Below are 26,903 nucleotides of genomic sequence, written 5' to 3'. Positions count from 1 at the left end.
ACTACCCAGCTTAGGCCAGCAGGGCGGCGGCAAACTCCAGTACCGACCACAGCAGCATTCCGCGGCCCAGCATGCCCAGCACGGGAATCAGCGCCCGGCCCTCCGCGCCGCTGGTCACCGGGCGGGCTGCCACCACGAATAGCGGAACCGCCAGCAGGGCGATGAGCCCCCACCAGTGGCCGATGCTGATGCCGATAGTGACGATTACCGCCAGGGAAACCAGCCCCACCCACAGGCGGCGGGTGTTCGCGTCCCCCAGGCGAACGGCCAGGGTGATCTTACCGGTGGCGGCGTCAGTAGGAATGTCCCGCAAGTTGTTGGCTAGGTTCACGGCGCTGGATAGGCTGCCGACGGCGATGGCCAGTAGCAGGCCGCGCCAGCTCACGCTGCCGGTCTGGGTGAATTCCGTTCCTAGTACTGCGACCAGGCCGAAGAACACGAACACCGCGACTTCACCCAGCCCTCGGTAGCCGTAGGGGTTCTTGCCGCCGGTGTAGAACCATGCGCCGGCGATGCAAGCCGCGCCGACGAGGACCAGCCACCAGGCGCTCAGCAGGCTCAACGCGATGCCGGCGACCGCTCCCACGCCGAAGGAAGCAAACGCCGCGTACTTGACCTTCTTCGGCTCCACGAGTCCACTGCCGGTTAGGCGCAGTGGGCCGGAGCGGTCATCGTCCGTCCCCTTGATGCCATCGGAGTAGTCGTTGGCGTAGTTCACGCCGACGATCATCGCCAGGGCTACAACCCCGGCCAGTACGGCCCGCAGGGGGTTTGCCTCGCCCGCCAGGGTGGCCGCCGCGGTGCCAGCCAGCACCGGGGCAACGGCGTTTGCCCAGGTGTGCGGGCGCGCTCCCTCCAGCCACTGGGCCGGGGTCGCGCCGGGATACTGCCTGGGGGTGGAAGTCATGGTCCGCCTTTCTTGGGGCTCGCACTGGGGAGCGGCGCCCGCGAGTATGGGGTGCCGCAAACCTCTTCAGTCTAGTCCGTAGGCGCCGGGACCCAAGCTCGTAGGTGCTGGGGTGTGTAGGTGCCGGGGCGTTTACGAGTGCGGCTGCCCGTAGAGCTCGTCCAGCATCGCGGCGGCTTGCTGCCGGTCGGTCTTGCCCGGCCCAGTGGTCGGCATCTCGCGGATAGCCCAGGCACGCCTGGGAATCAGACTTGGCCCCGCCTGCCCGCGCATTGCCTCGCGCACCAGGTCGGTCACTTCGCGGGGGTGCTCGGCCGCGCCGTTGCCAGCCTCTCGCAGTACTACCAGCGCCCCGATTGACTCGCCGAACTCCGCGTACTTGGGATCCTCCACGCCTGCCGTAAAGGCAGCCTCGGCTCCTGGAACCTGCTGGCAGATGGCCTTTTCCACCTCTTCTGGGAGCACCTTGTAGCCGCCGGTGTTGATGGCCCCGTCGGCGCGCCCGAGAATCCGCAGCGTGCCGCCTGACTCTTCGCCGCCTTTTGGAACGCCGCCTTCCAGAACCCCGATGTCGGAAGTTACGAACTCACCTGCCACCGGAAACGCCTCCGCCGAATCCACGTTGCGGTACCCGTCCGCCACCATCGGCCCGCTGATCCGCACGCGCCCGGCCCCGCGCTCGTCCGCACCGTCGACCCGCACCTGCGCGCCCGGCAGGGGTTGGCCGTTGTACACCATCCCGCCCGCCGTCTCGCTGGAGCCGTAGGTCAGCGCGATCTGGGCTCCTTCCTCGGCCATCTTTTTTATGACGCCCTCACGCGCCGCCGCGCCACCCACCAGCACGCAGACGTAGCGCTTCAGTGCCTTAACGGCGGCGGGGTCTTCAGCGATTCTTTCCAGCTGTGCGGGTACGAGGGAGGTGTAGAGGTCCACGTCGGGGTAGGTTTCCGCTAATGATTCTGTGTCTGCGATGAAGCCGGTTGCGGTGAAACGCACGCCGGCGTGCGGGCGCTGAGCTTGTAGGTGTTGGGCTTGCAAGTGCGCAGCGGCCAGGGGAGTGTAGCCCGCCCGCAGACTGCGTAGCATCACTTGCAGTCCTGCGATGTGATGGGCCGGAAGTGTGAGCAGCCACGCCCCCGGCTGCGCTTGATAATGGCGCTCAATGAAGGAGGCGGTGGCGTCCGCACTTGTGGTGAGTTGCCGCGACCCGAGCACCGCACCCTTCGGCGTGCCTGTGGAGCCAGAGGTGCAGGCGATGAGTGTGCCGGGCGCAACCAAATCGTCTTTAAGGGAACTCCCTGCGCGCATTTGTTTCGGCAGTTCGGGGCAGGTTTGCTCCCAATCCGCGGGGAGGGGGAGGATGGAGATTTCCCCCGCGAGCAGCCGCTTTAGAGCCTCCAGGGAGGTGGCGAAAAGCTCGGGCGAGGCCGCGCTGATGACGGTCGGCTGCAGGGGGACGAGGGAAGAGTTTCCGGTCATGCTGACCAATGTACAAGCCGGCTCGGGCAGCATTCTCCGAACAGTGGGGCTGTGCGGTTAGCTGGCCTCTAGGCCGAACTCCTGGACTCGCTTCACGGTGGATTCCAGCTCCGCCGGGCCGGGAAGGCGCTTATGAATGGCGAGGAAGCTGGCCTGCACGTCCTGGCGCGTAGCGGGAGTCTTTCCGGTGTCGATGAGGTAGGCGATGATGTCGAGGTAAGAGGGGCTGCGAGTATCCAAAGCGTTCAAAAAGGGGGTAGGGAGGTCACGGTTGGCTTCGAGGTAGATGCGGTACTCCTCGGGGAGGGGGAGCGCATCGGCGACATCGGCCGCATCGGGGGCTGCCGGATCAGGCCCCTCGGTGGTGTCGGTCGTCCAGAGCTTTGCTCGGAGCTGACTAAATGGGTTGAACATAATGCGCTCTCCTTCCTTAAAATCTGTGGATTTGTAATATTAAAACATAGGGTAATCAACAATTGTTGGAAAAGTCAAGCATTTTTTCTACCCACCTTATTTGGGTTTAGAGAACTCAAAAACAAAACCCCGCAGGGGAGGGTTTCTGCCCTCCTGCGGGGTAGTGTGTGCTGCTCAGATGCAGGGCGTGGGTGGCCTGTGGCCTTTAGTCGCCACCGCCGCCATCTCCGTCGCCGTCTCCACCGCTGGAGCCGCTGTCCGAGCCGGAATCTGAACCGGAGCTGGAGAAGCCGCCAAAGCTGTTGTTGCTGGAGGGGCCACCGCTCTGGTCGCTGTTCCACTGGGTGGTAGGGGCATCAGCGTCGCTGCCGTTCGTCATGCCCGCCGCACCGGCGCCACCGGCGCCACCGGCAACGCCAGCGGCGCCAGCACTGCCAGCGTTGTCCGTGCCACCGATGGTGTAGCCAGCGTAGCCGTCGTTTCCTCGATTGTTCCAGGGTTTACTGTTCTGGGACTTATTGCCCTGGTTGTTGCCCCAGAAGTTGGAACCCTGGTTGTTGGGAACCTGCGCGGGCGAGCTCTGGAAATTAGAACTCTGATAGTTGGAACCCTGGAAGTTGGAACCCTGGAAGTTGGAACCCTGGTTGGTAGACCCATAGCTGCCGTACGGGCTCTGGCCAGTATTCGGAGCTGCATTCGGAGTTGCGTTCGGGGCTCCAGCCGCTCCGGCAGGCGCGGCTGCGGGAGTATAGCTACCGTTGGCCTCCTGCGCTGCCTTCTCCTTACGTTCCTTGCGGGCACGTACGGGCGTCATAAAGAGATAGTCCAAGCTAAAGCGACCCGAGCCGGATGCGGCCAGGGCGAGGCCCGCCGCGCCCAGAACCCCGACGAGCTCCCAGCCGCCATCGGCGACGAAGACACCCTTGCCCCAGTGAGCGAAGCCAAAAGCGAAGGCCATTTGGATAAACAGCAGCGGGCCGACGATCCGAACCAGCAGGCCGAGGATCAGCAGCACGCCCGCGGCGAGCTCGAAGTAGGTGGCGATCTGCGCGGAAGCGTTTGGCCACGGCACGCTCATGGACTCGAAGGATTGTGCCGTGCCGTCGATAGTCCAGGAATCGTACTTCTGCCAACCGTGGGCGATCAGCACGATGCCCACGAGGATGCGGGAAATCGTGATGCAAACATCTTTAAAAATATTCATGTCGCTAACGCTACCAACTTAGCGGTGGCATGGCCGGGCTTGTGGCAGGTCAATCTGCTACAGATAGAGGCCAGAGCCACCATGAATCATTCCGAACCTCAGACCCTGATCGTGAGCGACTCGCAGGCGGATCGCCGCCTGGATAAATACATCCGCTCGCAGGTCAAGGGCGTACCCGCCACGGTGCTGTTCCGCCTGATGCGCACCAAGCAGATCACCGTCAACGGCGCCAAGTGCAAACCCGACCAGCGCACCGTTGCCGGCGACAAGGTTCGGTTGCCCGCCCTGGAGGTTGCTAGGGCGAAGCCACCACCCGCGGGGGATCGCAAGGCGGCGGAACAACTGGCCCGCAGGCTGTCCCGGCACATCGTGTTTGAGGATGACGACCTGCTCGTTGTGAATAAGCCCGCCAACATCGCCGTGCACGTGGGCAGCGGGGTCAAGGCTGGGGTGATCGAGGCGCTGCGCGTGTTACGGCCGAAGGAAAAGGAACTAGAGCTGGCGCACCGGCTTGATAAGGAAACCTCCGGGCTACTGATAGTAGCCAAGAACTCGAAGATGCTGCGGCACCTGCAGGAGCTCCTGCGTACCGGCGGGGAGGACATCCAGCGCTACTACCTGGCGGTGGTTGCCGGTGGGGTGAAAGGGACCGGCAGGCAGCCGCAACGGATAGAGGTGCCACTGCGCAAAACCGGGGCGGCCACGGTAGTGGACCGTCGCGCCGGGCAGCGGGCGGAAACGAAGATGTGGGTGAAGAAACCGTGGGGAACTGCGGGCACCCTTGTGGAGGTGCAGCTGCTGACAGGGCGCAAGCACCAGATCCGCGTTCACCTGCAGCACCTGGGCCACCCGATCATCGGGGACTCTCGCTACGGGAACCCCGCCGCTAACCGGGCGGCCGGGGAGAAGGGGGTGCGGATGCTGATGCTGCACGCCTGCAGGCTGGTGGTGCCGCTGCCGGATGGCGAGGTGCTGGATGTGCACGCCCCGATGCCCCCGGCGTGGAATAAGCTGCGCGGCTAGTGGAGGGGTGTTCTTGCCCAATCAATTTTGCCCCCAAAAGTGGTTAAATTTAATTATCTTATTGATGCCTCAGCCTTGTTGGGATTTAATGCCTTTGAGGGTGGAGTTGCTGCCCCGATGTTGATAAGAGGCAAGGAGATCGCGGTGTGCGTTGCTAACTTTCCTATGAGGTTGAGTTCCGACGCATGAAACTGTCAATAGAAGAACTGAGCTTCTCGTATAGGAAGATCCTTGGTAAGAAGCCAGTGTTGTGCTCCATTACCGGAACTTTTAATGAAGGTGTCACGGGTATCTTGGGGCCGAATGGTTCCGGTAAGAGTACCTTGCTGAATATTGTCACTGGTCGGTTGAAATCCCCGAAGGGTTCAGTCTGCCTGGTGACAGAGCATGGGCGGAAAACGATGGATGAGTATCAGAGAAACTCTTCTATTGGCTACTTACCGCAGCGTTTCACGTTTGTTCCCGGGATGTGTGTCAAAGACACTGTTGAATATGTTGGATGGGTTAATGGTCTAACGGGGAAGCAACTTAATCGTGCTGTGGAAAATTCGCTTGATGTTGTTCGTCTGAATGAGCAGCAAGTGCTGAAGGCTGGTGCGCTCTCGGGTGGACAACGGCAACGGCTTGGACTCGCGTGCGTCCTTGTACACGAGCCGGAGGTAATGATTCTCGACGAGCCCACTACGGGGTTGGATCCGGAATCGAGAATGCTAATGCGGAAATGCATTGCCGACGCTGCTAGCGATGACAGGCTCGTCCTTATTTCTACCCACCATATGGAAGATCTTCGGTATCTGGCTGATGATGTATGGGTCATAGCAGAGGGGCAGCTCCTGTACTCCGGGTCGCTCGAGGGTATGGGAGAGGGGCTGGCTACCAGCGATGACCTTCGATATGGAACTGAGTTTGAAGCTGGGTACTCGGACTTGGTTCAGAGTCTGCGATCCCAGAATGGGGAGGATCCGAAGCATGATTAGATTGTATGCTCGGTCTTCCCTCGGTTGGATCATGCTTGCGGGTGCCTGTGTAATTACCTTAACGGAAGTCCTCTTTCAACTTGAGCTGTTGAAGGCTCCCTATCAGCAGTGGGGTCTTATTGAGTCGAACTTGTCGAACTCACTTGTCGTCGTGATGCCACTTGTAGGCGGGATAGCTGCGGTGCTGCAGGTCCTCGGGCACTCTCCGGGGCGGATAAGCACTATGGCAGGAACTCGAGTTAGCCCTTACGGGCAGTCTATCTGGACAACATTAACGTGGTTAGCGGTGTCTATATTTAGCGTTGTTGCCGTACTGCTTATCTGCTTCAGCTTTGCTATTGCAACAGCTGGGGGTGGAACACCGGAGTTTAAACTATACCTGGCCATCTTAGGATCGATTGTATTTTCGGTGTTTCTTGGTCATGTCATTGGCTACTTGGCTGCTGATCTGAAAGTATCCCTGATTGCGGTTGCCCTTCTCGCTGTGCTTCCCATGTCTGCAGTTAATGGATTTTCGACCTTGCGGTTTATTCCGATACTTCCGGCTGAGAAGCTACCTAGTTTCATTTATTCAGATAGTTGGCTGAACCGGCAATTACTGTTGGGGCTTGTCTTTATAGTGATTTTGGTTCTTGCTCTCTATAGTGCTGGCGCTACGAGGTCTCGGGGTGTCATTTCTAGAGTGACTATGTCCTTGGCTGCCCCTATCGCTGTGTTTATCATCGCTTTGGTTTCGCCTGCCGGCCCCGTGGAGGTTTTTGAGTATTCTGCCTCTGCCAGAGAAAAACAGGTCTGTGAAGTAGTTGGTGAGCGCACAGTGTGTGTACACGAGGAGAACCAGCCCGAATTAGCAAGAATTAGAACCTCGCTCAATGCAGTCGATGATGTTGTAGGGAGGTCGAGGGCGGGTTTCTATGAAATGAAAGATTCGTCCCTGGTCGATACAGCGAAGCCTTTGCCTTATGGCGTTGGAATTGTAGAGCTTAAGCCTGGTCAAGGATCTCGTTTTGGTGCTTTATTGATCGAAGCTATTTCCGGAGTTCTAGTGTGTGGACCGGAATCCTCCGAGTCTGCTGTCAACACTTCTTTCGAAGTTAACGACTGGCTGTTGTCTAGGGTTCCAGTCACGGCCCGTGAAACTTTTAGTAGCGAACCAGACCATCCTAAAGAGCGACAGTTTAATGACGTTCAGATGGAAATGATCGTGCAGGAACACAGTAAAGAACTGAGTACCTGCAGTTATTCTGGCGGTACCAATGCAGCTTCTTAAGTACGGTTGGCAGACCCGAAGGCTGGGTTGGGTTGTGGGCGCCTCCCTCCTGGCAGTGTTTGCAGTTGTCTTGGTTGGCGATGGTGGATTTCAAGTGAACTGGGACACGGTATATGAGCCTAAATACGTGCTCTACGTGGAGTTGGTCTTCTTACTTTTGAGTACTGTGGTGGCAGTTCTGATTGAACCTCTAAGTGCTCAATGGGAAGGCAGTTCCTCACGTGTACGAGGGGTTGCATTGTTTTCTCTGTGCGTGACCTTCGTGAGTATATGGCTTGTGGCGGCGGTGGCAATGGGGCAGCTATTGAGAATTTACCCTGCCAACGTCGTAGTGTTGATGATTCTGACGAGCAGCACCCTTGTAGCATCGGTGACTCTGGGGCTATCACCGTGGATTGGTCCCTACTGGGCGGGAGTTAGCTCCCTGGGCTTCTATGCGGCTTGTATCGCAATCCAGGGGTTTATGCCTGCCTACCGTTCTTTAGTCCCTCTAGGGGACTCTCGGCTGATACCCGCGCCCACGGAGCCGCATGTCGTACTCACTTCAGTTCTTGCTTTGGTGCTGTGCGTCCTGAGTCATTGGACGACAGGCGGGCTTCGCCAAGGGCGCAGAATTGTCAAAGAAGACTTGTCTTAGAGAGCCCCGGACTGTCTTAGTTAGTAGTAGTACGGGAAGTCGTCCCAGTTCGGCTCGCGCTTTTCTAGGAAGGCATCCTTGCCTTCTACGGCCTCGTCGGTCATGTAGGCCAGGCGCGTAGCCTCACCCGCGAAGACCTGCTGGCCCATCAACCCATCGTCGGTTAGGTTGAAGGCGAACTTCAGCATGCGCTGTGCTGTGGGGGACTTGGTGTTGATCTTGCGGCCCCATTCGATGGCGGTGTCCTCCAGATCCGCGTGGTCCACCACACGGTTGACGGCTCCCATCTGGTGCATCGTTTCAGCGTCGATGGCCTCGCCGAGGAAGAAGATCTCGCGGGCAAACTTCTGGCCCACCTGCTTGGCCAGGTAGGCGGAGCCATAGCCTGCGTCGAAGGAGCCGACGTCGGCGTCCGTCTGCTTGAACTTAGCGTGCTCGCGGGAGGCCAGGGTTAGGTCGCACACCACGTGCAGGCTGTGCCCGCCACCGGCGGCCCAGCCGTTGACCAGGCAGATCACGACCTTCGGCATCGTGCGGATCAGGCGCTGCACCTCCAGGATGTGCAGACGGCCGCCCTCCACCTTCGCGCGAGCCTCGTCCACTCCCTCTGCGCCGGCGGCGGCGACGTCCGAATCGTGGCTGGTGGCGTACTGATAACCGGAACGGCCACGGATGCGCTGGTCACCGCCGGAGCAAAACGCCCAGCCGCCGTCCTTCGGGGAAGGCCCGTTGCCGGTCAGCAGGATTGTGCCCACGTCCGGGGTGCGGCGCGCGTGGTCCAGCGCCCGGTACAGCTCGTCGACGGTGTGCGGGCGGAAGGCGTTGCGGACCTCGGGGCGGGCGAAGGCGATGCGGACGATGCCGTTGGCGCGGCCTTCGCCAACAAGGCGGTGGTAGGTGATGTCCGTGAAGTTGTTTACACCCGGCGCATCTACCGGGCGCCACAGCTCGGGTTTGAAGGGGTTGTTGCTGGAATCAGTCATGCCCGCCATTCTATCGGCCGGCCGCTTTTGGCAAGGTAGGAAGCATGAACCATTCCGCCGCATCTTCCCACCTGTCTTTTCCGCTGCCGTCGCTCGCCGAGTTACTCGAGCGCGCCGACGTGGTTGCCCTGCCGATGCGGGTGCCCTTCCGTGGCGTGACTGTACGTGAGGCCCTTCTTATTGACGCCCCGTCCCAGTGGGCCGAGTTCGCCCCTTTTCCGGAATACGAACCGGCCGAGGCCTCCCTGTGGCTGCGTTCGGCGATCCAGTACGGCTATGGAACTAGCGGTTCAGCCCCCGTCAATGAGTGGGTGGCCGTCAACGCCACCATCCCCGCAGTGGACGTAGACGACCAGCCGGGGATCATCGGCGAGCTTATGGCACGCTACCCGGGCTGCACCACTGTGAAGGTCAAGGTTGCAGAGAAGAACGCCCTGGCCAACGACCCGGCCGCCAGCATGCGCCAAGATGTTCAGCGCGTCCGTGCAGTTCGGCAGTGGTATGCGGACCAGGGGGTTCGTGCCCCGAGGATCCGCATGGACGCCAATGGTGGCTGGACCGTCCAGCAAGCTCTGGAGGTCGTGGAAACCCTCGTCGCCGACGGTCCGCTGGATTATGTGGAGCAGCCCTGCCGCACCGTCGCCGAGCTGGCGGAGGTGCGCCAGAGCCTCATGCGGCGGGGAGTGTTTGTGCGCGTTGCTGCCGACGAGGCCATCCGTAAGAGCGCGGATCCGATCACAGCGGTCAAGGAGGTTACCGACGCGGGGGCGTGCGACGTGGCCGTGCTCAAGGTGCCGCCGCTCGGGGGCGTGGATCAGCTCCGCCGGGTGGCCAGCGAGGTCGCGCAACGCGGCGTATCCATCACGGTGAGTTCGGCCCTGGATACCGCGGTTGGCCTCGGCGCGGGTTTGCAGGCCGCCGCCAGCCTGGTGCACATCGATGACGATGGCATGGTCGCCGAACCCAACGCCGCCGGGCTGGCTACCGGCACGCTCTTTGAACGCGACCTCGCAGAACGGCGGATTGTCGATGGTCGCATGCACACCGGCGCTGTAACCCCCGATGCCGACCGGCTGGCGGAGTTCCGCCTTACCGGCGAGCGGCGCGATTGGTGGCTGGACCGCCTGCGTGCGGCTTATAGCTACCTAGAGGGCGGAAGGTAGATTGTGGAACTGTGACTAACGCTGATAGTTCTTCCCAGGATCCGGCTCAGGATCCGACTCAAGGCTCTGCAGTACACTCCGCCGCGCTGCCCAGCCCCGTTGCAGTGCGCGCGGGGTTGGTGCTGGTTGACCAGCTGATCCGCAGTGGTGTGCGGGAGGCGGTGTTGTGCCCCGGCTCGCGGAACTCGCCGCTGAACCTGGCGTTCGTGGAAGCGGAAAGGGTCGGGCGGGTGCGCCTGCACGTCCGCACCGATGAGCGTTCGGCAGCTTTCCTGGCACTGGGGCTGGCGAAGGTATCGCGCCAGCCGGTGCCGGTCGTCATGACTTCCGGGACGGCCGTGGCCAACTGCCTGCCGGCGATGGTGGAGGCCACGCTTTCCGGCGTGCCGCTGGTTGTGCTCTCGGCGAACCGGCCGCTCTCTATGCTGGGCTCGGGGGCGAACCAGACCATCGACCAGGCGGAGATCTTCGGCACCCATTCCGTATGCACCCTGAACACTGGCGAACTGGCGCTGGAAGGCGCCGCTGCAGGTGCCGCAGGGGAGCTCCGCGACCTGGTGCGCAAGCTAATCGCTGCAGCAACGGACCCCATCGACGGCGGCGGAGCCCACCTGGACGTGCCGCTACGGGAACCGCTTGTGCCACCGACGCTGGACGAGCTATCGCTGTGGGCGGGCGAAATCGCCGCCGCTGAAGACGCCGCTGAAGATGCGGCAACGACCGAGGGTGCGCACGACTCGCACGCTCCCAGCCAGCCCACCCGCGGTCCTCGGAAGCTGCCCTATGGCCAGGTAGACGTAGATCTGTCGCGCCGCACGCTCGTCATCGCGGGATCGGTGACGGATACTGCCTGGGCGCGTTCGATCATGGACGAACTTGCGGACGTGCCGACCATCGCGGAACCCGTCGCACCTGCACCCGACTTCCCCGTGCACAGCGCGGCCGTAGACATGTTCAGCACCCAGGTCGTCAGCGACGGCGAACACTCGGCGGTCACCACCCCGGAACAGATCGTGGTGATCGGCCGGCCAACCCTCCACCGTGGCGTCACAAAGCTTCTGGCCAACAAGGACATCAACGTCATCGCCCTCAGCGACACCCGCAACATCACCGACGTTTTCGACAACGTAGACGAGGTCGGCAGCACCGTCCGACCGCGCGGCGAGCAGCCGGAAAGCTGGCTGCAGGTCGCCCACGCCATCAGCGACATGGGCGTGAATCAGGTGCGCGACGGGTTGGCCGAGCACGAACCGTTCACCGCTGTACATGCTGTGGCCGTTGTTGCGGACGCCCTGCGCGACGGGGACCTCCTGGTACTAGGGGCGTCTACGGCGGTGCGGGATGCCTCCCGCGCCGGGCTGCCCTTCGACGGAGTGCAGGCGATCGCCAACCGTGGGGCGGCGGGGATCGACGGAACCATCTCCACCGCCGTGGGCGCGGCGATGGCGCACGCCCACGCCGACCCGACCGCGATCCGCGCGCCGCGCACCATTGCGGTGATGGGCGACCTGACATTCGCTCACGACCTCGGCGGGCTGAACATCGGACCGCTCGAGCCGCGCCCCGACAACCTGCTGATCGTGCTGACCAACGATAGCGGCGGCGGGATCTTTGAAACTCTTGAGCCCGGGGCCGAGAGCTTGCGCACCTTCGCCGACGGCACCGCCGCCTTCGAGCGGGTCTTCGGCACGCCACTGGACCTGGACTTCGCGGAGCTCTGCGCCGGGTTCGGAGTGGAACACAAGCTGGCTACCAGCGTGGAAGAGCTCGCCGCAGCCATCGACGAGCACGCCGAGATCGGCGGAAGCGGGATCACGGTGCTGGAAGTAAAGGTGAGCAGGCGTGGGCGTCAAGAAATAGAAAAAAGAATTGCGGGCACACGATGAACCGCACAATAGATCGCGCGAGGAACGACACGCTCACCCCGAAACAAATCCGCACGGCGCGCAGACTGCGGCGCGCGAAGCAAGCCGTTATTGCCCTGGCAGGGCTGGCGATGCTGGTGTGCGGCGGGATGATCGTGACCTCTGCGATGGATGACTTTGCGATCTCGCGGGATAAAGCCGAAGCGACGGCGGAGGTGGTCTCGGTGCAGACGCTGCGGACCACCGTGCGCTTCCGCGACGCAGACGGCAACTTCCAGCAGCCCGAGGAGGGACTAAAGTACCCTTCTGGCCTGGTGGAGGGGCAGAACGTGCGGGTGGAATACCAGGTCAGCGACCCCGAGAACGTGAAGGTGCAGGGGAGGGGATGGACGTTGGCTTTCCTGCCAGCGCTGTCGTCCATGGCTGTGGGGCTGGGCGTGTGCGCCATGCTGATGCTGCTGATCCGACGCTGGCAGAAGAAAAACAAACTTTGAGTAGCGAAAGTAACCTTTTGTTTCCCTAGACTTGTTAATGTTTTTACCCAGACGAAACGCGGGCGTGAACTACAAAAGGGAAGCTGAAGGGTATGCGAGTTGCAATTGTTGCCGAGAGCTTTCTGCCGAACGTAAACGGCGTGGTTAATTCCGTGCTTCGAGTGCTGGAGCACCTGCGTGCCAACGGGCACGAAGCGCTAGTAATTGCCCCGGGGGCAACGAATGGGCAGGAGGAAATTGCGACCTACGAGGGCTACCGCATCGCCCGCGTGCCCGCCGTAGACGTGCCGGGCATTAACTCCCTGCCGATCGGCGTGCCGATGCCGAGCGTGTACACGGAGCTGAAGAAGTTCCAGCCCGACGTGGTTCACCTGGCCAGCCCCTTCGTGCTCGGCGGCGCGGGTGCCGTGGCAGCGCGGGCACTGAAGCTGCCTTGCGTGGCAATTTTCCAGACCGACGTCGCGGGCTTCGCCAACAACTACAAGATGAAGTTCCTGTCCAAGATGGCGTGGCGCTGGGTGCGCGTCATGCACAACATGTGCGCCATGACGCTTGCCCCGAGCTCCGTGACGATGCGTGAGTTGGAAGAGAACGGGGTGCGGGGCGTGGCGCACTGGGGCCGCGGCGTGGATACGGAGCGCTTCCACCCCTCCAAGCGTTCTGACGAGCTGCGTCGCGAGTGGCTGTTGGAAGGCGAGAAGAAGCGTGGCAACGCTGGCGACGCCACCGACCTGGAGGGCCGCCGTACCATCGTTGGCTTTGTCGGCCGCCTGGCTGCCGAGAAGTCCGTGGAGCGCATGGCTGCCCTGAACGGTCGGGACGACGTGCAGCTGGTGATCGTCGGCGACGGCCCGGAGATGGATGACCTCAAGTCTCGGATGCCCACCGCAGTGTTCACCGGCGGGCTGTACGGCGAGGACCTGGCTCATGCCTTCGCCAGCCTGGACATCTTCGTGCATACCGGGCAGTACGAGACGTTCTGCCAGGCGATTCAGGAAGCCCAGGCTTCCCGCGTGGCGACCATCGGCCCGGCTGCCGGTGGCCCTATCGACCTGATCAAGCCGGGCCACAACGGCTATCTGCTGAACGTCGAGAACTTCGAGGCCGAGCTGGTCGAAGCGGTGGACACCATCCTGGCCGGGGACGTGGATACCTACCGCGACAACGCCTTTGAGGGCGTGCAGAACAAGAGCTGGTCCAGCCTGTGCGACCAGCTGCTCGGCTACTACCGCCAGGCCATCGCACAGGGTGGCAAGGCGGCCCCGCGCAAGGGTTCGCAGCGCGACTTCACGGGGGTGCGCGAAGTGCCCCGTCCCGCAGCTGAGGAGACCACCGAGGAGACCACCGCCCAGGCCACCGTTGAGACTTCGGCCGAGTCTGCCCCGCAGGTCAGCGCCGAGCCCGCCGCGAAGTAGGCGAAGCGCCCGCGCTAAGATGTGAGTCGTGTCTCGGGCAAGTTTGGAAAAGAAGCCGCATGAAGTCGCGTCGATGTTCGACGCGGTAGGCAAGAACTACGACCTCACCAACACGGTGTTGAGCTTCGGGCAGGATCGCTATTGGCGCATCCATACCCGCAAGCGCCTCGACTTGAAGCCCGGCGACCTGGTGCTCGATCTCGCCGCAGGCACGGGCGTATCCACCGAAGAGTTCGCCCGCACGGGTGCCACCTGCATCGCCTGCGACTTCTCCTTCGGCATGCTCGCCGCCGGCTCCCACCGCAATGTGCCGATGGTGTGCGCGGACGGAACGAACCTGCCGTTCGCCGACGCGACCTTCGACGCGGTGACGATCAACTACGGTCTGCGCAACATCGTGGATTTCCGTGCCGGCCTGCGCGAAATGGCGCGAGTGACGAAGCCGGGCGGCAAGCTCGCTGTCGCGGAGTTCTCCACCCCCGTCGTCCCGATCTTCAAGACGGTCTACAAGGAATACCTGATGCGCGCCCTGCCGAAGGTCGCCAAGGTGGTTAGCTCTAACGCGGATGCCTACGAGTACCTCGCCGAATCTATCCGCGCCTGGCCTGACCAGGAGGAACTCGCCGCGGAGATTCGCGACTGCGGTTGGCGAGAGGTCGGCTGGCAGAACCTCACCGGCGGAATCGTGGCGCTCCATAGCGCGATCCGCGACTAACTGGAACTTATCCGCGTGCGGCCAGCAACGGCGGCTACTTCCGCGCCGCGAAGGGCTCGTCAATCGGTGCGAGGTTTACAACCCTTCCTGCACCCCGCCACAACCTGGCCGCCACGTCGCGGTCAGCTGGACTCACGAGGTTCCCCATCAGGCGCGTCGCCACTCCCATCACGCGGTTCGCCAGCGGCCCGCGCATGCCCAGCGGTCCGAGTGCGCTCATTAGCCCCGGCATCGTCAAAACCACCGCCAGCCGCCGCGCCAGCCCGAACGCCTCGCCGTAGTGTTTCTGCAGCTGGTCCGTCCATTCTGGCTCCATGCCGGCACCATTGTGGCTCTTTATTTTGGACGCCCACTTCTCCGGCCCGCCCCACTGATCAACCAACAACCGGACCAGCAACTCGGCGGATTCCAAGGCGTAGTCGATGCCTTCGCCGTTCAGCGGATTGACTAAGGCGGCGGTGTCTCCGATGGCGGCCCAGTTGGGGCCAGCCACGCGGCTGACGGCTCCGCCCATCGGCAGGAGGGCGGAGGTGATGGATTCCGGCTCTCCCTCGATGGCCCATTCGCCGCTGACTTGGCGCGCGTAGTCGCGCAGCAGCTTCTTGGTGTTTACCTTGGCGGGGCGCTTGGTGGTGGCCAGCACTCCGCAGCCGAGGTTCGCTTTGCCGATGCCTTCAGCCGGGCCGCGATCCGCTCCTTCGGCCGGATTGCCCAGGGGGAACACCCACCCGTAGCCCGGCTGGGCGGTTCCGGAAGCGTCGTTGAGCTCCAAGTGCGAGTGGATCCACGGCTCGTCGCCGAAGGGGGTGCTGATGTAACTGCGGGCCGCAATGCCGTGGACCAGCCCCTTATCCCACTGCACGCCCAGCTTGCGGGCAATGCCGCTGCGAACGCCCTCGGCCAGGACGAAGAAGCGCGCACGGATCTTCACAGGCGCGGATGAACCTTGCACGCCCTCACCGGTGCGAGTGCCCGCGACCTCGCTGAGTTGCTGGGTCACTGGAGCCGAGGTGGCGTCATTAATCTTCGCTTGGATAAAACGAGCACCCGCAGCGATAGCGATTCCGGCGAGGGCGGCATCCAGGCGCGTGCGGGGGATGGCCGAGCCGCGTTGCGGGAAGTTTCCTGAAGGCCACGGCGCGGTGATGGAACCGCCGAAGCCGTGCAGCTTGAGCCCTCGAATGTACGGGGCGCCGTCGAGGAGGTGGAGCGCGCCCATCGACTCCAGGGAGGCGACGGCGCGTGGGGTGAGGCCATCGCCGCAGGTCTTATCGCGGCCGACCGGGAGGAGGCTGGGTGCAGTGCCCGGCACAGAACCCGGCACGTCGGCCATGTCCACCATCACCACGTCCAGGCCGGCGCGGGCGGCGTGAAAAGCAGCGGCGGAACCAGCCGGGCCTGCTCCGATGACGGCGAGATCGCACTCGATGCCGAGGGGGCCAGCGTTGAAAGTTTCAGAAGCGGGGGGATTCATCGACACCCATTGTTCCACGGGGTGGGGAAGGGCTGGCGGGGAGGTCGAGGCGTAGATCGCACGTGCGTTAAACACTGCCACGTTAATCGACTAAAGTGTCGGTAGACATGTAAAAGACCGCATGTGAAACACCACATGCGCAGTTCAAGAGGAAAAGTCGAGGCTGACCACGGACATGCCAAGTGCCACACCCCGTAAACCGGCGCTCCCTGACGTGGGGGACGCGCAACTAAACGAGGCCTTGGGCCAGTCGATGCAGCAGGTTGAACAGCTGCTGAAGGATCGGCTGTCGGTTGGCGAATCCTTCCTCACCGACAAGATCAGCCACCTTTTCGAGGCAGGCGGCAAGCGCTTCCGCGTGATGTTTGCCCTGCTGGCGGCTCATTACGGTGAGAAGCCAACCGCGCAGGAAGTAAACGAGGCAGCTGCCGTGGTGGAACTGACCCACCTCGCAACGCTGTACCACGACGACGTGATGGACGAGTCCGACCAGCGCCGCGGTGCGGAATCCGCGAACAAGCGCTGGAACAACTCCGTGGCGATTCTGGCGGGCGACTACCTATTCGCCATCGCCAGCGAAATAATGGCAACGCTCGGCGCCCAGACGGTGCAGCACTTCGCGGAGACCTTCCAGGAGCTGGTGACCGGCCAGATGCGGGAGACCATTGGCGCCCGCGATGGGGAGGACGAGATCGAGCACTACCTGACCGTCATTCAGGAGAAGACGGGTGTGCTCATCGCCTCTGCTGGCTGGCTCGGCGCGCTGCACAGTGGCGCATCCGAGGAGCACCGCGAGGCACTGTTCCGCTTCGGCCGCAACGTCGGCCAGATCTTCCAGATCGTCGACGACATCATCGACATTTGGGCTGACCCGGAGGTTTCCGGCAAGCAGCCTGGCACGGACTTGCGCGAGGGCGTGTTCACCCTGCCGGTTCTTTATGCAATGCAGCAGGATGACGCCACAGGGGCGCGACTGCGCGAGATCCTCACCGGACCGGTTACGGAGGACGCCCTGGTGGACGAGGCGCTGGAGCTTATCCGTGGCTCCGAAGGCCGCGAGAAGTCCTTTGAAGTCGTGCAGCGCTACCGTCAGTACGGCGAGGATGAGCTGGCCAAGCTGCCCGAGAACCAGGTGACTCAGGCGCTGCGCCACTTGATGGACTTCGCCTTGGAGCGCCTGGGATAGCTGTCGGAGTGGCCTCGGAGCTTGCGGGGCGCGCAGAGTCGCTTCCGGTGGGCTGCTTGAGCTGGCGATTTGCATAAGTTGGGGCTACTCGTAGTAGAGTTACCAGCGCACCGAATGGTGTATGCCAGATTGCCCGAGCGGCCAAAGGGAGCGGACTGTAAATCCGCCGGCTCTGCCTTCGTTGGTTCGAATCCATCATCTGGCACAGCGCCAAATGGCAAAACAACAACCCGGTGGTTGCTTCCCGATGCGGGAGGTGGCCACCGGGTTTTGCTGTTCGCGGTGCGAGAGTTGGGCATGAGGCAGCGGGGAGGCTGCACGGTGGGATGTCGTTAGATCGGGAAAACGTCACCAAGTCTTGCAAGACCGTGCATAGGTCAACTCTCTGACCTGTGTGTATGTGAAGGTGAGAACGATGTGCACTAACGAATTCCCGTTCTAGCGACACTCAACCCAACGGATAGCGACATTCAGTGGGCTGTTGAGGGGCTGGAGGCTAAGTTGGCGAGAGGCTGGCCTAAGCGCATTGAAGACGTTGGAATGCAGAGTGATTGGAAGCTATAAAACCCGCCCCTGAACTGCCGATTTGTGTAAAGTATCGCCGGGTGGTTAAGCTAACTCAGGCTTCAAGCGATGCGGTTAAAACAAATCCGCTGCGTTAATGAAGTGATGCCCCCTTAGCTCAGTCGGCAGAGCGTTTCCATGGTAAGGAAAAGGTCGACGGTTCGATTCCGTCAGGGGGCTCTGTCATTTTATGCGCCCCGTCACGCGACGTTAGACACAGACCGTTGGCGGTCCGTAGCAAAGTGGCGACGATGGCGGTGTAGCTCAGCTGGTTAGAGCGCACGACTCATAATCGTGAGGTCGAGGGATCGAGTCCCTCCACCGCTACAAAATAAGATCAAGACCACCCGGTGATGTAAGTCGCCGGGTGGTTTTGCTTTTGCTGGCGCTACGTTCTGTGTCTCGCCTTAAACCGCCTGCCCTAAACCTGCGTGTCCCGACTCCGCAAGCCCCAGCACCCGCGCCCTATTTGGTCGCGCGGTCGTTATCCTGCTATTGTTTTTGAACGTTGCACTGAATGTGTGGCGTGGAAGCTGCAAGTCCAGCAGATGGGCACTGTATTTCCCCGCTATCAGGATGTTGCTTCACCTATGTTGGTCTGGTCGCGTACACTCGTGAACCAGAACTTCGATAGGGGCGTGGCTCAATTGGCAGAGCAGCGGTCTCCAAAACCGCAGGTTGCAGGTTCAAGTCCTGTCGCCCCTGCACGATCTTCCTTGCAGGTACCTTTAAGGAGAACTTAGACGTGAGCGACGAGAGCAAAAAGACCGCGGCCGGTGAACCCGGCACTGGCGGCAGCCTTCGTCCGTCCGGCAAGCGTCAGGTGGCCGGACAGGCCACCACGTCCCGCGCGGTCGCGAACTCCAACTCCAAGGCTCCGGAAGTTGTAAAGACCCGCAAGAACCCCTTTAGCGCCATCATGGACTACATCCGCGGCGTGATCTCCGAAATGGGCAAGGTCATCTGGCCCACGGGTCGCGAGATGGTGAACTACACCGTCATCGTCCTGCTGTTCCTGATCTTCGTCTGCGCCCTCGTGGCCGGCACCGACTGGGCCGCCAGCTGGGGTCTGCGACAGATTATGCGCTAACTTGTGTTAAGCTAGCGAACATCAACTTATATACCGCCTTCGCCGCCCGGCGATAGGCGGATTTTTAATGATGGAGGGTGCTTCCATGACCGAAGAGAACCAGAACAACCAGAACGGCGAGGCCGTCAGCGCAGAGAGCCTGGCTGCAGCCGCTCAAGAAGACGTACAGCAGGCTGTTGCTGAGGCACACCAGGACGCTGCGGGTGCTGAGGCTGAGGGCGTCACTAATGAGGACGCCGCAGCACCAACCACCGAAGGGGCCGAAGAAACGGCAAGCGCCGACGGCGCTGAGGCCTCCGAGGCTTCCGCAGCAGCCGAGGGTGGCGAGGGGACAGAAGGCGAGGCCGAGCAGTCCGCAGAAGACGCTGCGATGGCCGCCTACAAGGCTCGCCTGCGCCAGTTCATGCGTGCGCTGAAGAAGCTGCCGGGCGAGTGGTACATCATCCAGTGCTACTCCGGCTACGAGAACAAGGTGAAGACCAACCTGGAGATGCGCGCCCAGACCCTGGGCGTGGACGAGCAGATCCACGAGGTTGTCGTGCCTATCGAGGAAGTTGTGGAGCTACGCGACGGCAAGCGCAAGCTGGTGAAGCGCAAGCTGCTGCCGGGCTACGTGCTGGTGCGTATGTCTCTGGATGACGCCTCCTGGTCCGTTGTCCGCGATACCCCTGGCGTGACCAGCTTCGTCGGCAACGAGGGCAAGCCCACCCCGGTGAAGATCCGCGAGGTTGCGAAGTTCCTGCTGCCGCCGGAGACTGCGAAGCCGCAGGAATCCGAGGATGGCGAAGAGGCAGCAACCGGTGTGGACGTATCCGCAACGGGTGTGGCCACCCCGCCGAAGCCGGCCAGCGAGCAGGTTGTTGTGGATTACGAGGAGGGCGAGTCCGTCACCATCCTGTCCGGCCCGTTCGCTTCCGTCTCTGCAACCATCAGCGAGATCGATACCGAGAACAACCGCCTGAAGGCCATGGTCTCCATCTTCGGCCGTGAGACCCCGGTTGAGCTGGAATTTGATCAGGTAGAGAAGCTGAACTAGAGTTATGCAGGTTGTCCGTGGGCTTATGTTCACGGCGCGACACGCAAGTTTTTCCATTTCCGGTGGCTGGTGAAATCCCGGCATCCGGTCGATGCGATTATCCCGTGCTTACCTGTGCTACGGGATCGTGTTGATAACAGAAAGTAGGTTTTAAGATGGCTAAGAAGAAGGTTACTGGCCTTATTAAGCTGCAGATCCAGGCTGGTCAGGCTACTCCGGCACCGCCGGTTGGCCCGGCTCTGGGTGCGCACGGCGTGAACATTGTTGAGTTCACCAAGGCGTACAACGCTGCTACCGAGGCTCAGCGCGGCAACATCGTTCCGGTTGAGATCACCGTCTACGAAGACCGCTCCTTCGACTTCAAGCTGAAGACCCCGCCGGCAGCGAAGCTGCTGCTGAAGGCCGCGGGCATTCAGAAGGGCTCCGGCGTTCCGCACACCGACAAGGTCGGCTCCGTTACTTGGGATCAGTGCAAGGAGATTGCAACCACCAAGAAGGAAGACCTGAACGCTAACGACGTTGAGGCTGGCGCTGCCATCATCGCCGGTACTGCTCGCTCCATGGGCATCACCGTCAAGGACGCTCCGCAGAAGTAATTCCCTAACCGGATTCACAAACCGTGGTAAGGCTGCTTGCTTGGCCTGCACCACAACTCCAACGAAACTAAAGATTGGATTCACTATGAGCAAGACCTCTAAGGCATACCGCGCGGCAGCGGAGAAGATCGACGCTGGCCGCCTGTACACCCCGCTGGCAGCCGCTAAGGCTGTCAAGGAGACCTCCTCCAAGAACTTCGACGCTACCGTCGACGTTGCTATCCGCCTGGGCGTTGACCCGCGCAAGGCCGACCAGCTGGTCCGCGGCACCGTTTCCCTGCCGAACGGCACGGGTAAGGAAGTTCGCGTTGTCGTCTTCGCCGAGGGCCCGAACGCTACCGCCGCTGAAGAGGCTGGCGCTGACGTCGTTGGCACCGCCGAGCTGATCGAGAAGATCCAGGGCGGCTGGACCGACTTCGACGCTGCGATCGCTACCCCGGATCAGATGGCCAAGGTTGGTCGTGTGGCTCGCGTCCTGGGCCCCCGTGGCCTGATGCCGAACCCGAAGACCGGCACCGTCACCACTGACGTTGCTAAGGCTGTCGCCGAGATCAAGGGCGGTAAGATCTCCTTCCGCGTGGACAAGGCTGCTAACCTGCACGCCATCCTGGGCAAGGCTTCCTTCACCGAGAAGCAGCTGGCTGAGAACTACGGCGCTCTGATCGACGAGCTGCTGCGTCTGAAGCCTTCCTCCTCCAAGGGCCGCTACTTCAAGAAGGTCACCATGTCATCCACCAACGGCCCCGGCGTTCCGGTGGACAACACCATCGTGAAGGACTTCACCGAAGAGGCTTAAGTCTCGTTTCCTAGGTTCCTTCTAGGTTTTCCGCACCCTCGTTGCCTTCGGGCGGCGAGGGTGTTTTTTACTTAATAGAGTATATGTTCTATTTTTGACGCCAGAAGATGTTGAGTTTCTTCCGTTTTCGCAGGTCAACTATAGAAACAGCCGGTTTTGAGGATTCTAGTTGTGTCATCGGGGCGTGGTATGTTCAAGCCATGCAAACACCGCTTACTTCGGTTGAGATCTGCGCTGGGGCTGGAGGCCAGGCGCTCGGGTTGGAGGCTGCCGGTTTTATTCACCGTGCGGTAGTCGAGCTCGATGGTCATGCTGTCAGTACTCTTCGTGCGAACCGGCCAGCTTGGAATATTGTTCATGGTGATGTACTAGATTTCGACATTTCCCCTTTTGCGGATGACCTCGATCTGCTGGCAGGGGGAGTTCCATGTCCGCCCTTCTCGATTGCTGGTAAACAGCTTGGGCAAGATGACGAGAGAGATTTGTTCCCGAGGGCGCTCGAGCTGACCGCGCAGTCGCGTCCAAAGGCGCTCATGCTGGAGAATGTCCGCGGGTTAGCGCAGCCTAGATTTGCGCGATATAGAAATGAGCTGGTCGCTGAGCTGGAAGAGCTGGGTTACCGCACCTTCTGGGAGGTTGTTACCGCAGCAGATTTTGGAGTCCCCCAACTGCGGCCTCGCTTCGTTCTGGTTGCTTTGAGGGAACCATATGCGGACTACTTTGCCTGGCCTGAACCTCTAGACACGCGAGTAACCGTTGGTGAGGCGCTTCATTCGCTTATGGCTGAGAATGGGTGGCCGGGTGCCGATGCATGGGCAAAGCGGGCAAACGATATTGGACCGACGCTCGTTGGTGGCTCGAAGAAACATGGTGGTCCAGATGTGGGTCCATCACGCGCCCGTGAAGGGTGGAAGAGGCTCGGTGTGAGGGGTACAAGCATTGCGCATGAGGCGCCAGGGCCGGATTTCCCGGTTGGGCATGGTGCGGAAATGCCACGGCTAACTGTACGTATGGGCGCTGTGATTCAAGGATTCCCTTCTGAGTGGAAATGGGAAGGTGGCAAGACCGCAGCGTGGAAGCAAGTAGGCAATGCCTTTCCGCCGCCAGTGGCACATGCGATTGGTGATCGCATTGTGGCGGCTTTGCGGCAGGATCCGTTGAGCGGAATGGTTCCGGCGGAGCCGGTGGTTCCAGAAATGAGTCTCTTGGAGGGAGCAGGGCTGTGAGTCACTCTGAATCGCTAATAACTCGGGCTCGTAAAGAGCTGCATCGAGAGTTAATTGATGAAGGCGTTTTGACCATTGCTGACGCAGCAAAAGGGAGGATTGCTTCAAATGCGGACAGTAGTAGTAATGCGTCTCGAGAAACTGCGCTTCATCTAGCTGATCAGCTAGGTGCGAGCGTTGCCCGTAAGAAGGCGGGACAGTCTATGGGTGCAGACTTCGAACGTGCGGTGGCTAAGTTTATCAAGAAGACTTTTACGCACATGCAGTCGGTGCGTCCGGGAACATGGGAGGTTCAGAATGTTGGAAGCTCTCGACGGCGCGAACATCTGTTCCTCTGTGAGCCGTACTCTCACTTGGCAGATCTAGCCGAATTGGTGCGCAGGTATCCGGAATTGGGGGCTGCCCTCGGAAATAGCTATTCGATCTCTCCTGACATCTTGGTTCTGCGTGAGCCCGTGACAGATGACGAGTTTAATGAGGGAGAGTTTCTGGTAGACGGTAATTCTGGTTTGGGTTCTCCTGTGAGGGCAAGTAATCGGGAGAATCCTGCCAAGATTGTCCATGCTGTTGTGTCGTGCAAGTGGACGATGCGGAGCGATCGAGCGCAGAACACCCGTGCGGAAGCTCTGAACCTGATTGAGCACAGGAAGGCGCGTGCTCCGCATATTGTTGCGGTGACGGGGGAGCCGTTGGTGACAAGAATCGCCAGCCTGGCTTTAGGTACTGGGGATATTGATATGACCTACCACTTCGCGCTACCAGAGCTCAAGAAAGCAGTGGAAGCTGTTGGTAATGACGACACTTGCGAGCTGTTGCATACGCTAATTGCAGGAGACCGTCTTCGGGACATCTCTGATCTTCCATTGGATATGTCTGTCTAACCATTCGAGTGCTTACCTCTTCTTTTTAGGGGTGGGGTAGTGGGGAAGGGGCTACCACACCCATTGTTTGAAAATGGTTGCCACTTCACTATAGTCCTTAATGAAAACTAGACTCATTGTGTTTTAAAGGACTTAATCTGGTGCGCACATCACCCCTCGCGGCTCTCTCAGCCGCCCTCCTCGTAGGCTTCGCAGCCTTCCTCGGAATCGGCAACCTCAGCTCGCAAACCCTACCTGAGGCAAAGGCCGATTCTGTCACCCTGAATCAAGGGCATATTGACGCCTTCCACGTCACCTCCTCAGGAAAAGGCAACCTCAAACTGGATCTGACCGAGGATGCCACCGGTTCCCACGTGGCCCACGATCCGAACAACGTCACCTTGGAAGTTGGGGCGCACGCCTACGAACCTCGCACCAAAGATGTGGCGGAGGTCGGTGTGCCGACCTACTTCCTGCCTCAGACTCAAGAGCAGGACCTGATTTGGCCGGGCTGGGACACTCAGGGCGTCGCACCGCACTACCAGGGCGTAAAGATCAACTTCAATCGCGTGTGCGGTCCGGGCCGAGTGTTCATGTGGAGCCAGGCCTTCAACGGCGGCGCCACCCCGTTGCTCTCCGACGGGGTAGAAGTCAAGTCCGGCAACAGCATCAACCAGGCTAACCCCAGCCACGTCCACGCCAACTGGGGCTTCGAGCGCCCCGGCCGCTACTCCATGCAGGTGCAGGCCACCGCTGACGGTGCTGAATCAGAAGTGAAGACCTACACCTGGGTCGTCGGTAAGTCCGACCAGGATTCCAACGCCGACGAACCCGCCGAGGGGGCCACCCCGTGCGGAGGCGAGGACACAGACACTGGCGCCGGGGCATCGGACAACTCGAACAGCGGTGGTAACGCCAGCGGCGGCGCTACTGGCGGTGGTTCCGCTGGCGCCGGCACTGGGAACAAGGCCGGTTCTGCGGGCAAGGCTGGCGCCACGGGTAAGTCGAGCCCGGCAGGAAAGTCCAGCTCTTCCAGCAGTACTGCCAGTTCCACCGGCTCCGCGGGAACACAAGGCTCGGCCACCTGCAAGAAGGGCGAACCTGCCCTCCGCCCGCAAATTAAGGACGACCGCCAGCAGCCACCGAAGTGGACCAGCCCCAGCGCGCTGAACTTCGGCCTCGGCTCCGCGGCGAAGACCAACCTTCCGCAGGCATTGGGCCCTGTTGGAGTCGGCACCGCCTGGATGATTGGTGCGACCCAGTCCAACGGAGTGCCGTGGGTGGGCGTAAACACCATGCACCCTGACCTGCTGGCAAATACTCAGGGGGATGTCACCTTCAAGCTGACGTCCTTCAGCGGACCGGGCAGCATGTACGTCTTCGAACAAGGCAACCTGGGCCAGGTTGTGGGCAAGGAATGGTTCAAGGCCAGCGGCGGGAATGCATCCGGCGCTCACGTGGTGCCGCGCAACTCGCACGTGCACCCGAACTGGGTGTTCTCTAAGCCCGGCACGTACAAGGTTGGCATCACCCAGATCGCCACCACCAAGCAGGGCAAGAAGATCAGCGCGCCCGCCACGCTGACGTTCACCGTCGGTGGCAGCGGCAACGCTAACAGTGGCCACTTCGATTTCGGTGCGAGTGTCACCACTGACGGCGACTGTGCCTCCGGTGCAGCTGACGGTTCCGGCGCAGCAGGTGCGGGCGGAAGCGCGGCCGGTGGGGATGCCGGCGCTGCATCCGGCGCCGACGGCTCTCTCGCTGATACCGGATCGACCTCTGCGATGCTGGCTCTGGCCATTGCGGGCGCGGGTCTGATCGCGCTCGGCGCAGGCGTGGTCTACATGCTGCGCACGAACTCTCTGTCCGCCGATTCGGTGGCGTCTCTTCGTTCGATGACGCCCCCTCGGTCCCCGGGCGCAAAGTCTTAGGGATGGGGCACGTAGCTTCATCGCGGCGGGGGCTTGCCAAGTCCCTGTGCGCGAATGTCAGTATGGTGCTGCTCTCTGCGGGCTTAGCCAGCTGTGCTGCAGCTGGCGGCGCGAGCTTGCCCAGCAGGGATGACGGCATCACGGATGTCGTAGCCTCCACGCCCATCATTGCCGACCTCGCCCGCCATGTCGCGGGCGATGCCGCCCGCGTGACCGCCCTGATCCCCAACACAGCAGACCCGCACACCTACGAGCTCACTTTGCGGGATGTGCGCAACCTCGCAAACGCGGACATCGCGTTCAACAACGGGCTTCTGCTGGAGCAGCAGTCGGTGCTGCGCACCATGGATAACGGAGTGCTGCCCGGCACGGAGGTCGTGGCCCTGGCCGATGTGGCCGCCAACCAAGGCGCCACCGTCATCCCGTTGGTGGAGAACATGGCGCTCGATACCGTCTGGTTGGGCCTGCGCGCCCAGGGGATCGGCGCCCGGCACGGCGGCTCCGCGCACTCCGAAGTCCACCTCAGCGTGACTGACGTGGAAGGGCCAGGTGATGCGGCGGCATACATTACCGGCACCTTCGGCCAGCCGGAGATCTTCTTCAACTCCCGCGATGGCTTCGATGCCTCCCGCGGGTACGAGGGTGATACGGCTACGCTGCCGGTCGACGCACACACCCACATGAGCTGGTCCTTTTCCAAGCCCGGCACGTACTCCCTGCACTTGAGCGCATCCCTGGTGCCGGACGAGGGAAAACCTCCAGAGCACATCGCGGACCAGACTGTGCGCTTCACTGTGGGTACGGAAGACGGGGCGTCCAAAAAGATAGACAGTGGGCACTACGACATTGCGGTAAACGCCGACGACAACAGCATCAACCTCGTCGGCGACGGTGGCACCTTCGACCCCAAGAATGCCGTGGTCAGCGTGCCTAACCAGACGCTGCAGCCGATCCCGGGCGACCCGAACTTCCGCTTCCTCGGCTCGGCGGGCGACGAGACCTACCTTTTGCCCCAAGCAGTGCTAGGCAAGCACGTCCACGGCGAGCTCGATCCGCACCTGTGGCACAACGCGAAGAACGCGATGGCGTATGTGAAGGTCATCCGCGACAAGCTCATCGCCGTAGATCCCGAGCACGCCGCTGATTACCAGCAGAACGCGCGAACCTACCTGGACGAGCTCGACCGCCTTGACCGGGAGATCAAGCGCCAGGTCGGCACTATTCCCGAGGCTCGCCGGCACTTGGTGACGGCTCATGACGGCTACGCCTATTTTGCTGACGCCTACGGCCTGGATGTCGCCGGTTTCGTCACCCCGAACCCAGAGATCGAGCCGAGCACACGGGACCTCGTCAGCCTGACCCGCACCCTGGAAAACCTGCAGGTCCCGGCGGTCTTCATCGAGCCGACGATGGCGGGGCGTACGCGCGAGTTACAACAGATCGCCGACCGGCTGGGCGTGAGTGTGTGCCAGATACGCAGCGACACCCTCGACGACACGGCGCCGACGTATGTGGATCTGATGCGAACCAATGCGGAATCGATGGCGAACTGCCTGAGTGGCGCATAGACCACTGGCGCGCAGGGGAACGACGTTTTC

General features: G+C 61.6%; 23 protein-coding genes and 4 tRNA genes. 21 read left to right on the top strand and 6 right to left on the bottom strand.

Annotation, left to right across the window (positions count from 1 at the left end):
- Window positions 1–10: 10 nt before the first annotated feature.
- The 4 genes from MHX52_RS02905 to MHX52_RS02890 form a co-directional block, all read right to left on the bottom strand.
- Window positions 11–907 (bottom strand): 1,4-dihydroxy-2-naphthoate polyprenyltransferase, encoded by an 897-nt coding sequence (locus tag MHX52_RS02905; RefSeq protein ID WP_239316475.1) that lies wholly within the window; start codon window positions 905–907, stop codon window positions 11–13.
- 132 nt (window positions 908–1,039) lie between these two features.
- The gene (locus MHX52_RS02900; protein WP_239316474.1) at window positions 1,040–2,386 is read right to left on the bottom strand and encodes an AMP-binding protein; all 1,347 of its coding nucleotides are present in this window, start codon (window positions 2,384–2,386) and stop codon (window positions 1,040–1,042) included.
- Window positions 2,387–2,443: 57 nt separating this feature from the next.
- Window positions 2,444–2,800 carry a hypothetical protein gene (locus tag MHX52_RS02895; RefSeq protein ID WP_035002994.1) on the bottom strand — a complete coding sequence of 119 codons (357 nt, stop codon included), beginning with the start codon at window positions 2,798–2,800 and terminating at the stop codon, window positions 2,444–2,446.
- 205 nt (window positions 2,801–3,005) lie between these two features.
- Window positions 3,006–4,004 (bottom strand): DoxX family protein, encoded by a 999-nt coding sequence (locus MHX52_RS02890; protein ID WP_239316472.1) that lies wholly within the window; start codon window positions 4,002–4,004, stop codon window positions 3,006–3,008.
- A gap of 81 nt (window positions 4,005–4,085) precedes the next feature.
- Here MHX52_RS02890 and MHX52_RS02885 point away from each other — a divergent pair, with 81 nt between their 5' ends.
- The 3 genes from MHX52_RS02885 (at window position 4,086) to MHX52_RS02875 (ending at window position 7,274) form a co-directional block, all read left to right on the top strand.
- Complete coding sequence (locus MHX52_RS02885) at window positions 4,086–5,027, top strand: RluA family pseudouridine synthase (protein ID WP_239316470.1); 942 nt, start codon at window positions 4,086–4,088, stop codon at window positions 5,025–5,027.
- A gap of 185 nt (window positions 5,028–5,212) precedes the next feature.
- On the top strand, window positions 5,213–6,004 hold the full coding sequence (locus MHX52_RS02880; protein ID WP_239316468.1) for an ATP-binding cassette domain-containing protein: 792 nt from the start codon (window positions 5,213–5,215) through the stop codon (window positions 6,002–6,004).
- Window positions 5,997–7,274: an ABC transporter permease gene (locus MHX52_RS02875; RefSeq protein ID WP_005292072.1), complete on the top strand. Its 1,278-nt coding sequence runs from the start codon at window positions 5,997–5,999 to the stop codon at window positions 7,272–7,274. The genes MHX52_RS02880 and MHX52_RS02875 overlap by 8 nt, the downstream gene beginning before the upstream one ends.
- Window positions 7,275–7,931: 657 nt before the next feature.
- Here MHX52_RS02875 and MHX52_RS02870 read toward each other — a convergent pair.
- Window positions 7,932–8,894, bottom strand: a complete 963-nt coding sequence (locus tag MHX52_RS02870; protein ID WP_239316466.1) for a 1,4-dihydroxy-2-naphthoyl-CoA synthase — start codon at window positions 8,892–8,894, stop codon at window positions 7,932–7,934.
- A 44-nt stretch (window positions 8,895–8,938) separates the two neighbouring features.
- Between MHX52_RS02870 and MHX52_RS02865 the strand changes: the two genes are divergently transcribed.
- The 5 genes from MHX52_RS02865 to MHX52_RS02845 all read left to right on the top strand — a co-directional run bounded on the left by MHX52_RS02865 (window position 8,939) and on the right by MHX52_RS02845 (window position 14,546).
- Window positions 8,939–10,057, top strand: coding sequence for an o-succinylbenzoate synthase (locus MHX52_RS02865; RefSeq protein ID WP_239316464.1), 1,119 nt, complete (start codon window positions 8,939–8,941; stop codon window positions 10,055–10,057).
- A 104-nt stretch (window positions 10,058–10,161) separates the two neighbouring features.
- Window positions 10,162–11,943: a 2-succinyl-5-enolpyruvyl-6-hydroxy-3-cyclohexene-1-carboxylic-acid synthase gene (gene menD / locus MHX52_RS02860; RefSeq protein ID WP_239316565.1), complete on the top strand. Its 1,782-nt coding sequence runs from the start codon at window positions 10,162–10,164 to the stop codon at window positions 11,941–11,943.
- Entirely contained in the window at window positions 11,940–12,416 is a 477-nt protein-coding gene (locus tag MHX52_RS02855; protein ID WP_239316462.1) for a DUF3592 domain-containing protein, read from the top strand. The genes menD and MHX52_RS02855 overlap by 4 nt, the downstream gene beginning before the upstream one ends.
- 92 nt (window positions 12,417–12,508) lie before the next feature.
- Window positions 12,509–13,831: a glycosyltransferase family 1 protein gene (locus tag MHX52_RS02850; RefSeq protein WP_239316460.1), complete on the top strand. Its 1,323-nt coding sequence runs from the start codon at window positions 12,509–12,511 to the stop codon at window positions 13,829–13,831.
- A gap of 28 nt (window positions 13,832–13,859) precedes the next feature.
- Window positions 13,860–14,546: a demethylmenaquinone methyltransferase gene (locus MHX52_RS02845; protein ID WP_239316458.1), complete on the top strand. Its 687-nt coding sequence runs from the start codon at window positions 13,860–13,862 to the stop codon at window positions 14,544–14,546.
- Between the two features lie 34 nt (window positions 14,547–14,580).
- Here the strand turns inward: MHX52_RS02845 and MHX52_RS02840 are convergent, their stop codons facing one another.
- Complete coding sequence (locus MHX52_RS02840) at window positions 14,581–16,020, bottom strand: geranylgeranyl reductase family protein (RefSeq protein WP_239316456.1); 1,440 nt, start codon at window positions 16,018–16,020, stop codon at window positions 14,581–14,583.
- A gap of 175 nt (window positions 16,021–16,195) precedes the next feature.
- Between MHX52_RS02840 and MHX52_RS02835 the strand changes: the two genes are divergently transcribed.
- The 13 genes from MHX52_RS02835 to MHX52_RS02775 all read left to right on the top strand — a co-directional run bounded on the left by MHX52_RS02835 (window position 16,196) and on the right by MHX52_RS02775 (window position 26,873).
- On the top strand, window positions 16,196–17,206 hold the full coding sequence (locus tag MHX52_RS02835; protein WP_239316454.1) for a polyprenyl synthetase family protein: 1,011 nt from the start codon (window positions 16,196–16,198) through the stop codon (window positions 17,204–17,206).
- Window positions 17,207–17,329: 123 nt separating this feature from the next.
- A tRNA-Tyr gene (locus tag MHX52_RS02830) sits at window positions 17,330–17,411 on the top strand.
- A 466-nt stretch (window positions 17,412–17,877) separates the two neighbouring features.
- Window positions 17,878–17,950: transfer RNA gene (locus MHX52_RS02825), tRNA-Thr, on the top strand.
- A gap of 73 nt (window positions 17,951–18,023) precedes the next feature.
- Window positions 18,024–18,097: transfer RNA gene (locus tag MHX52_RS02820), tRNA-Met, on the top strand.
- A gap of 305 nt (window positions 18,098–18,402) precedes the next feature.
- Window positions 18,403–18,475 (top strand) — tRNA-Trp (locus MHX52_RS02815).
- A gap of 40 nt (window positions 18,476–18,515) precedes the next feature.
- Window positions 18,516–18,860: a preprotein translocase subunit SecE gene (gene secE / locus MHX52_RS02810; RefSeq protein WP_239316452.1), complete on the top strand. Its 345-nt coding sequence runs from the start codon at window positions 18,516–18,518 to the stop codon at window positions 18,858–18,860.
- An 85-nt stretch (window positions 18,861–18,945) separates the two neighbouring features.
- Complete coding sequence (gene nusG / locus MHX52_RS02805) at window positions 18,946–19,896, top strand: transcription termination/antitermination protein NusG (protein ID WP_239316450.1); 951 nt, start codon at window positions 18,946–18,948, stop codon at window positions 19,894–19,896.
- A gap of 155 nt (window positions 19,897–20,051) precedes the next feature.
- Window positions 20,052–20,492, top strand: coding sequence for a 50S ribosomal protein L11 (gene rplK / locus MHX52_RS02800; RefSeq protein WP_034986238.1), 441 nt, complete (start codon window positions 20,052–20,054; stop codon window positions 20,490–20,492).
- Between the two features lie 85 nt (window positions 20,493–20,577).
- Window positions 20,578–21,288, top strand: coding sequence for a 50S ribosomal protein L1 (rplA, locus tag MHX52_RS02795; protein WP_005292043.1), 711 nt, complete (start codon window positions 20,578–20,580; stop codon window positions 21,286–21,288).
- A 200-nt stretch (window positions 21,289–21,488) separates the two neighbouring features.
- On the top strand, window positions 21,489–22,514 hold the full coding sequence (locus tag MHX52_RS02790; RefSeq protein ID WP_011274188.1) for a DNA cytosine methyltransferase: 1,026 nt from the start codon (window positions 21,489–21,491) through the stop codon (window positions 22,512–22,514).
- Complete coding sequence (locus tag MHX52_RS02785) at window positions 22,511–23,395, top strand: NgoMIV family type II restriction endonuclease (RefSeq protein WP_011274187.1); 885 nt, start codon at window positions 22,511–22,513, stop codon at window positions 23,393–23,395. Before MHX52_RS02790 ends, MHX52_RS02785 begins: the two co-directional genes overlap by 4 nt.
- Before the next feature lie 140 nt (window positions 23,396–23,535).
- Complete coding sequence (locus MHX52_RS02780; protein ID WP_239316448.1) at window positions 23,536–25,305, top strand: TIGR03773 family transporter-associated surface protein; 1,770 nt, start codon at window positions 23,536–23,538, stop codon at window positions 25,303–25,305.
- 62 nt (window positions 25,306–25,367) lie between these two features.
- Entirely contained in the window at window positions 25,368–26,873 is a 1,506-nt protein-coding gene (locus MHX52_RS02775) for an anchored repeat ABC transporter, substrate-binding protein (RefSeq protein ID WP_239316446.1), read from the top strand.
- Window positions 26,874–26,903: the final 30 nt, after the last annotated feature.

Origin of the sequence: Corynebacterium sp. ACRQJ (genome assembly GCF_022346045.1) — a bacterium.
Taxonomy (GTDB): domain Bacteria; phylum Actinomycetota; class Actinomycetes; order Mycobacteriales; family Mycobacteriaceae; genus Corynebacterium; species Corynebacterium evansiae.
The sequence above is the reverse complement of the archived record's forward strand: the minus strand, read 5'-3'. Positions and strand labels throughout refer to the sequence as shown.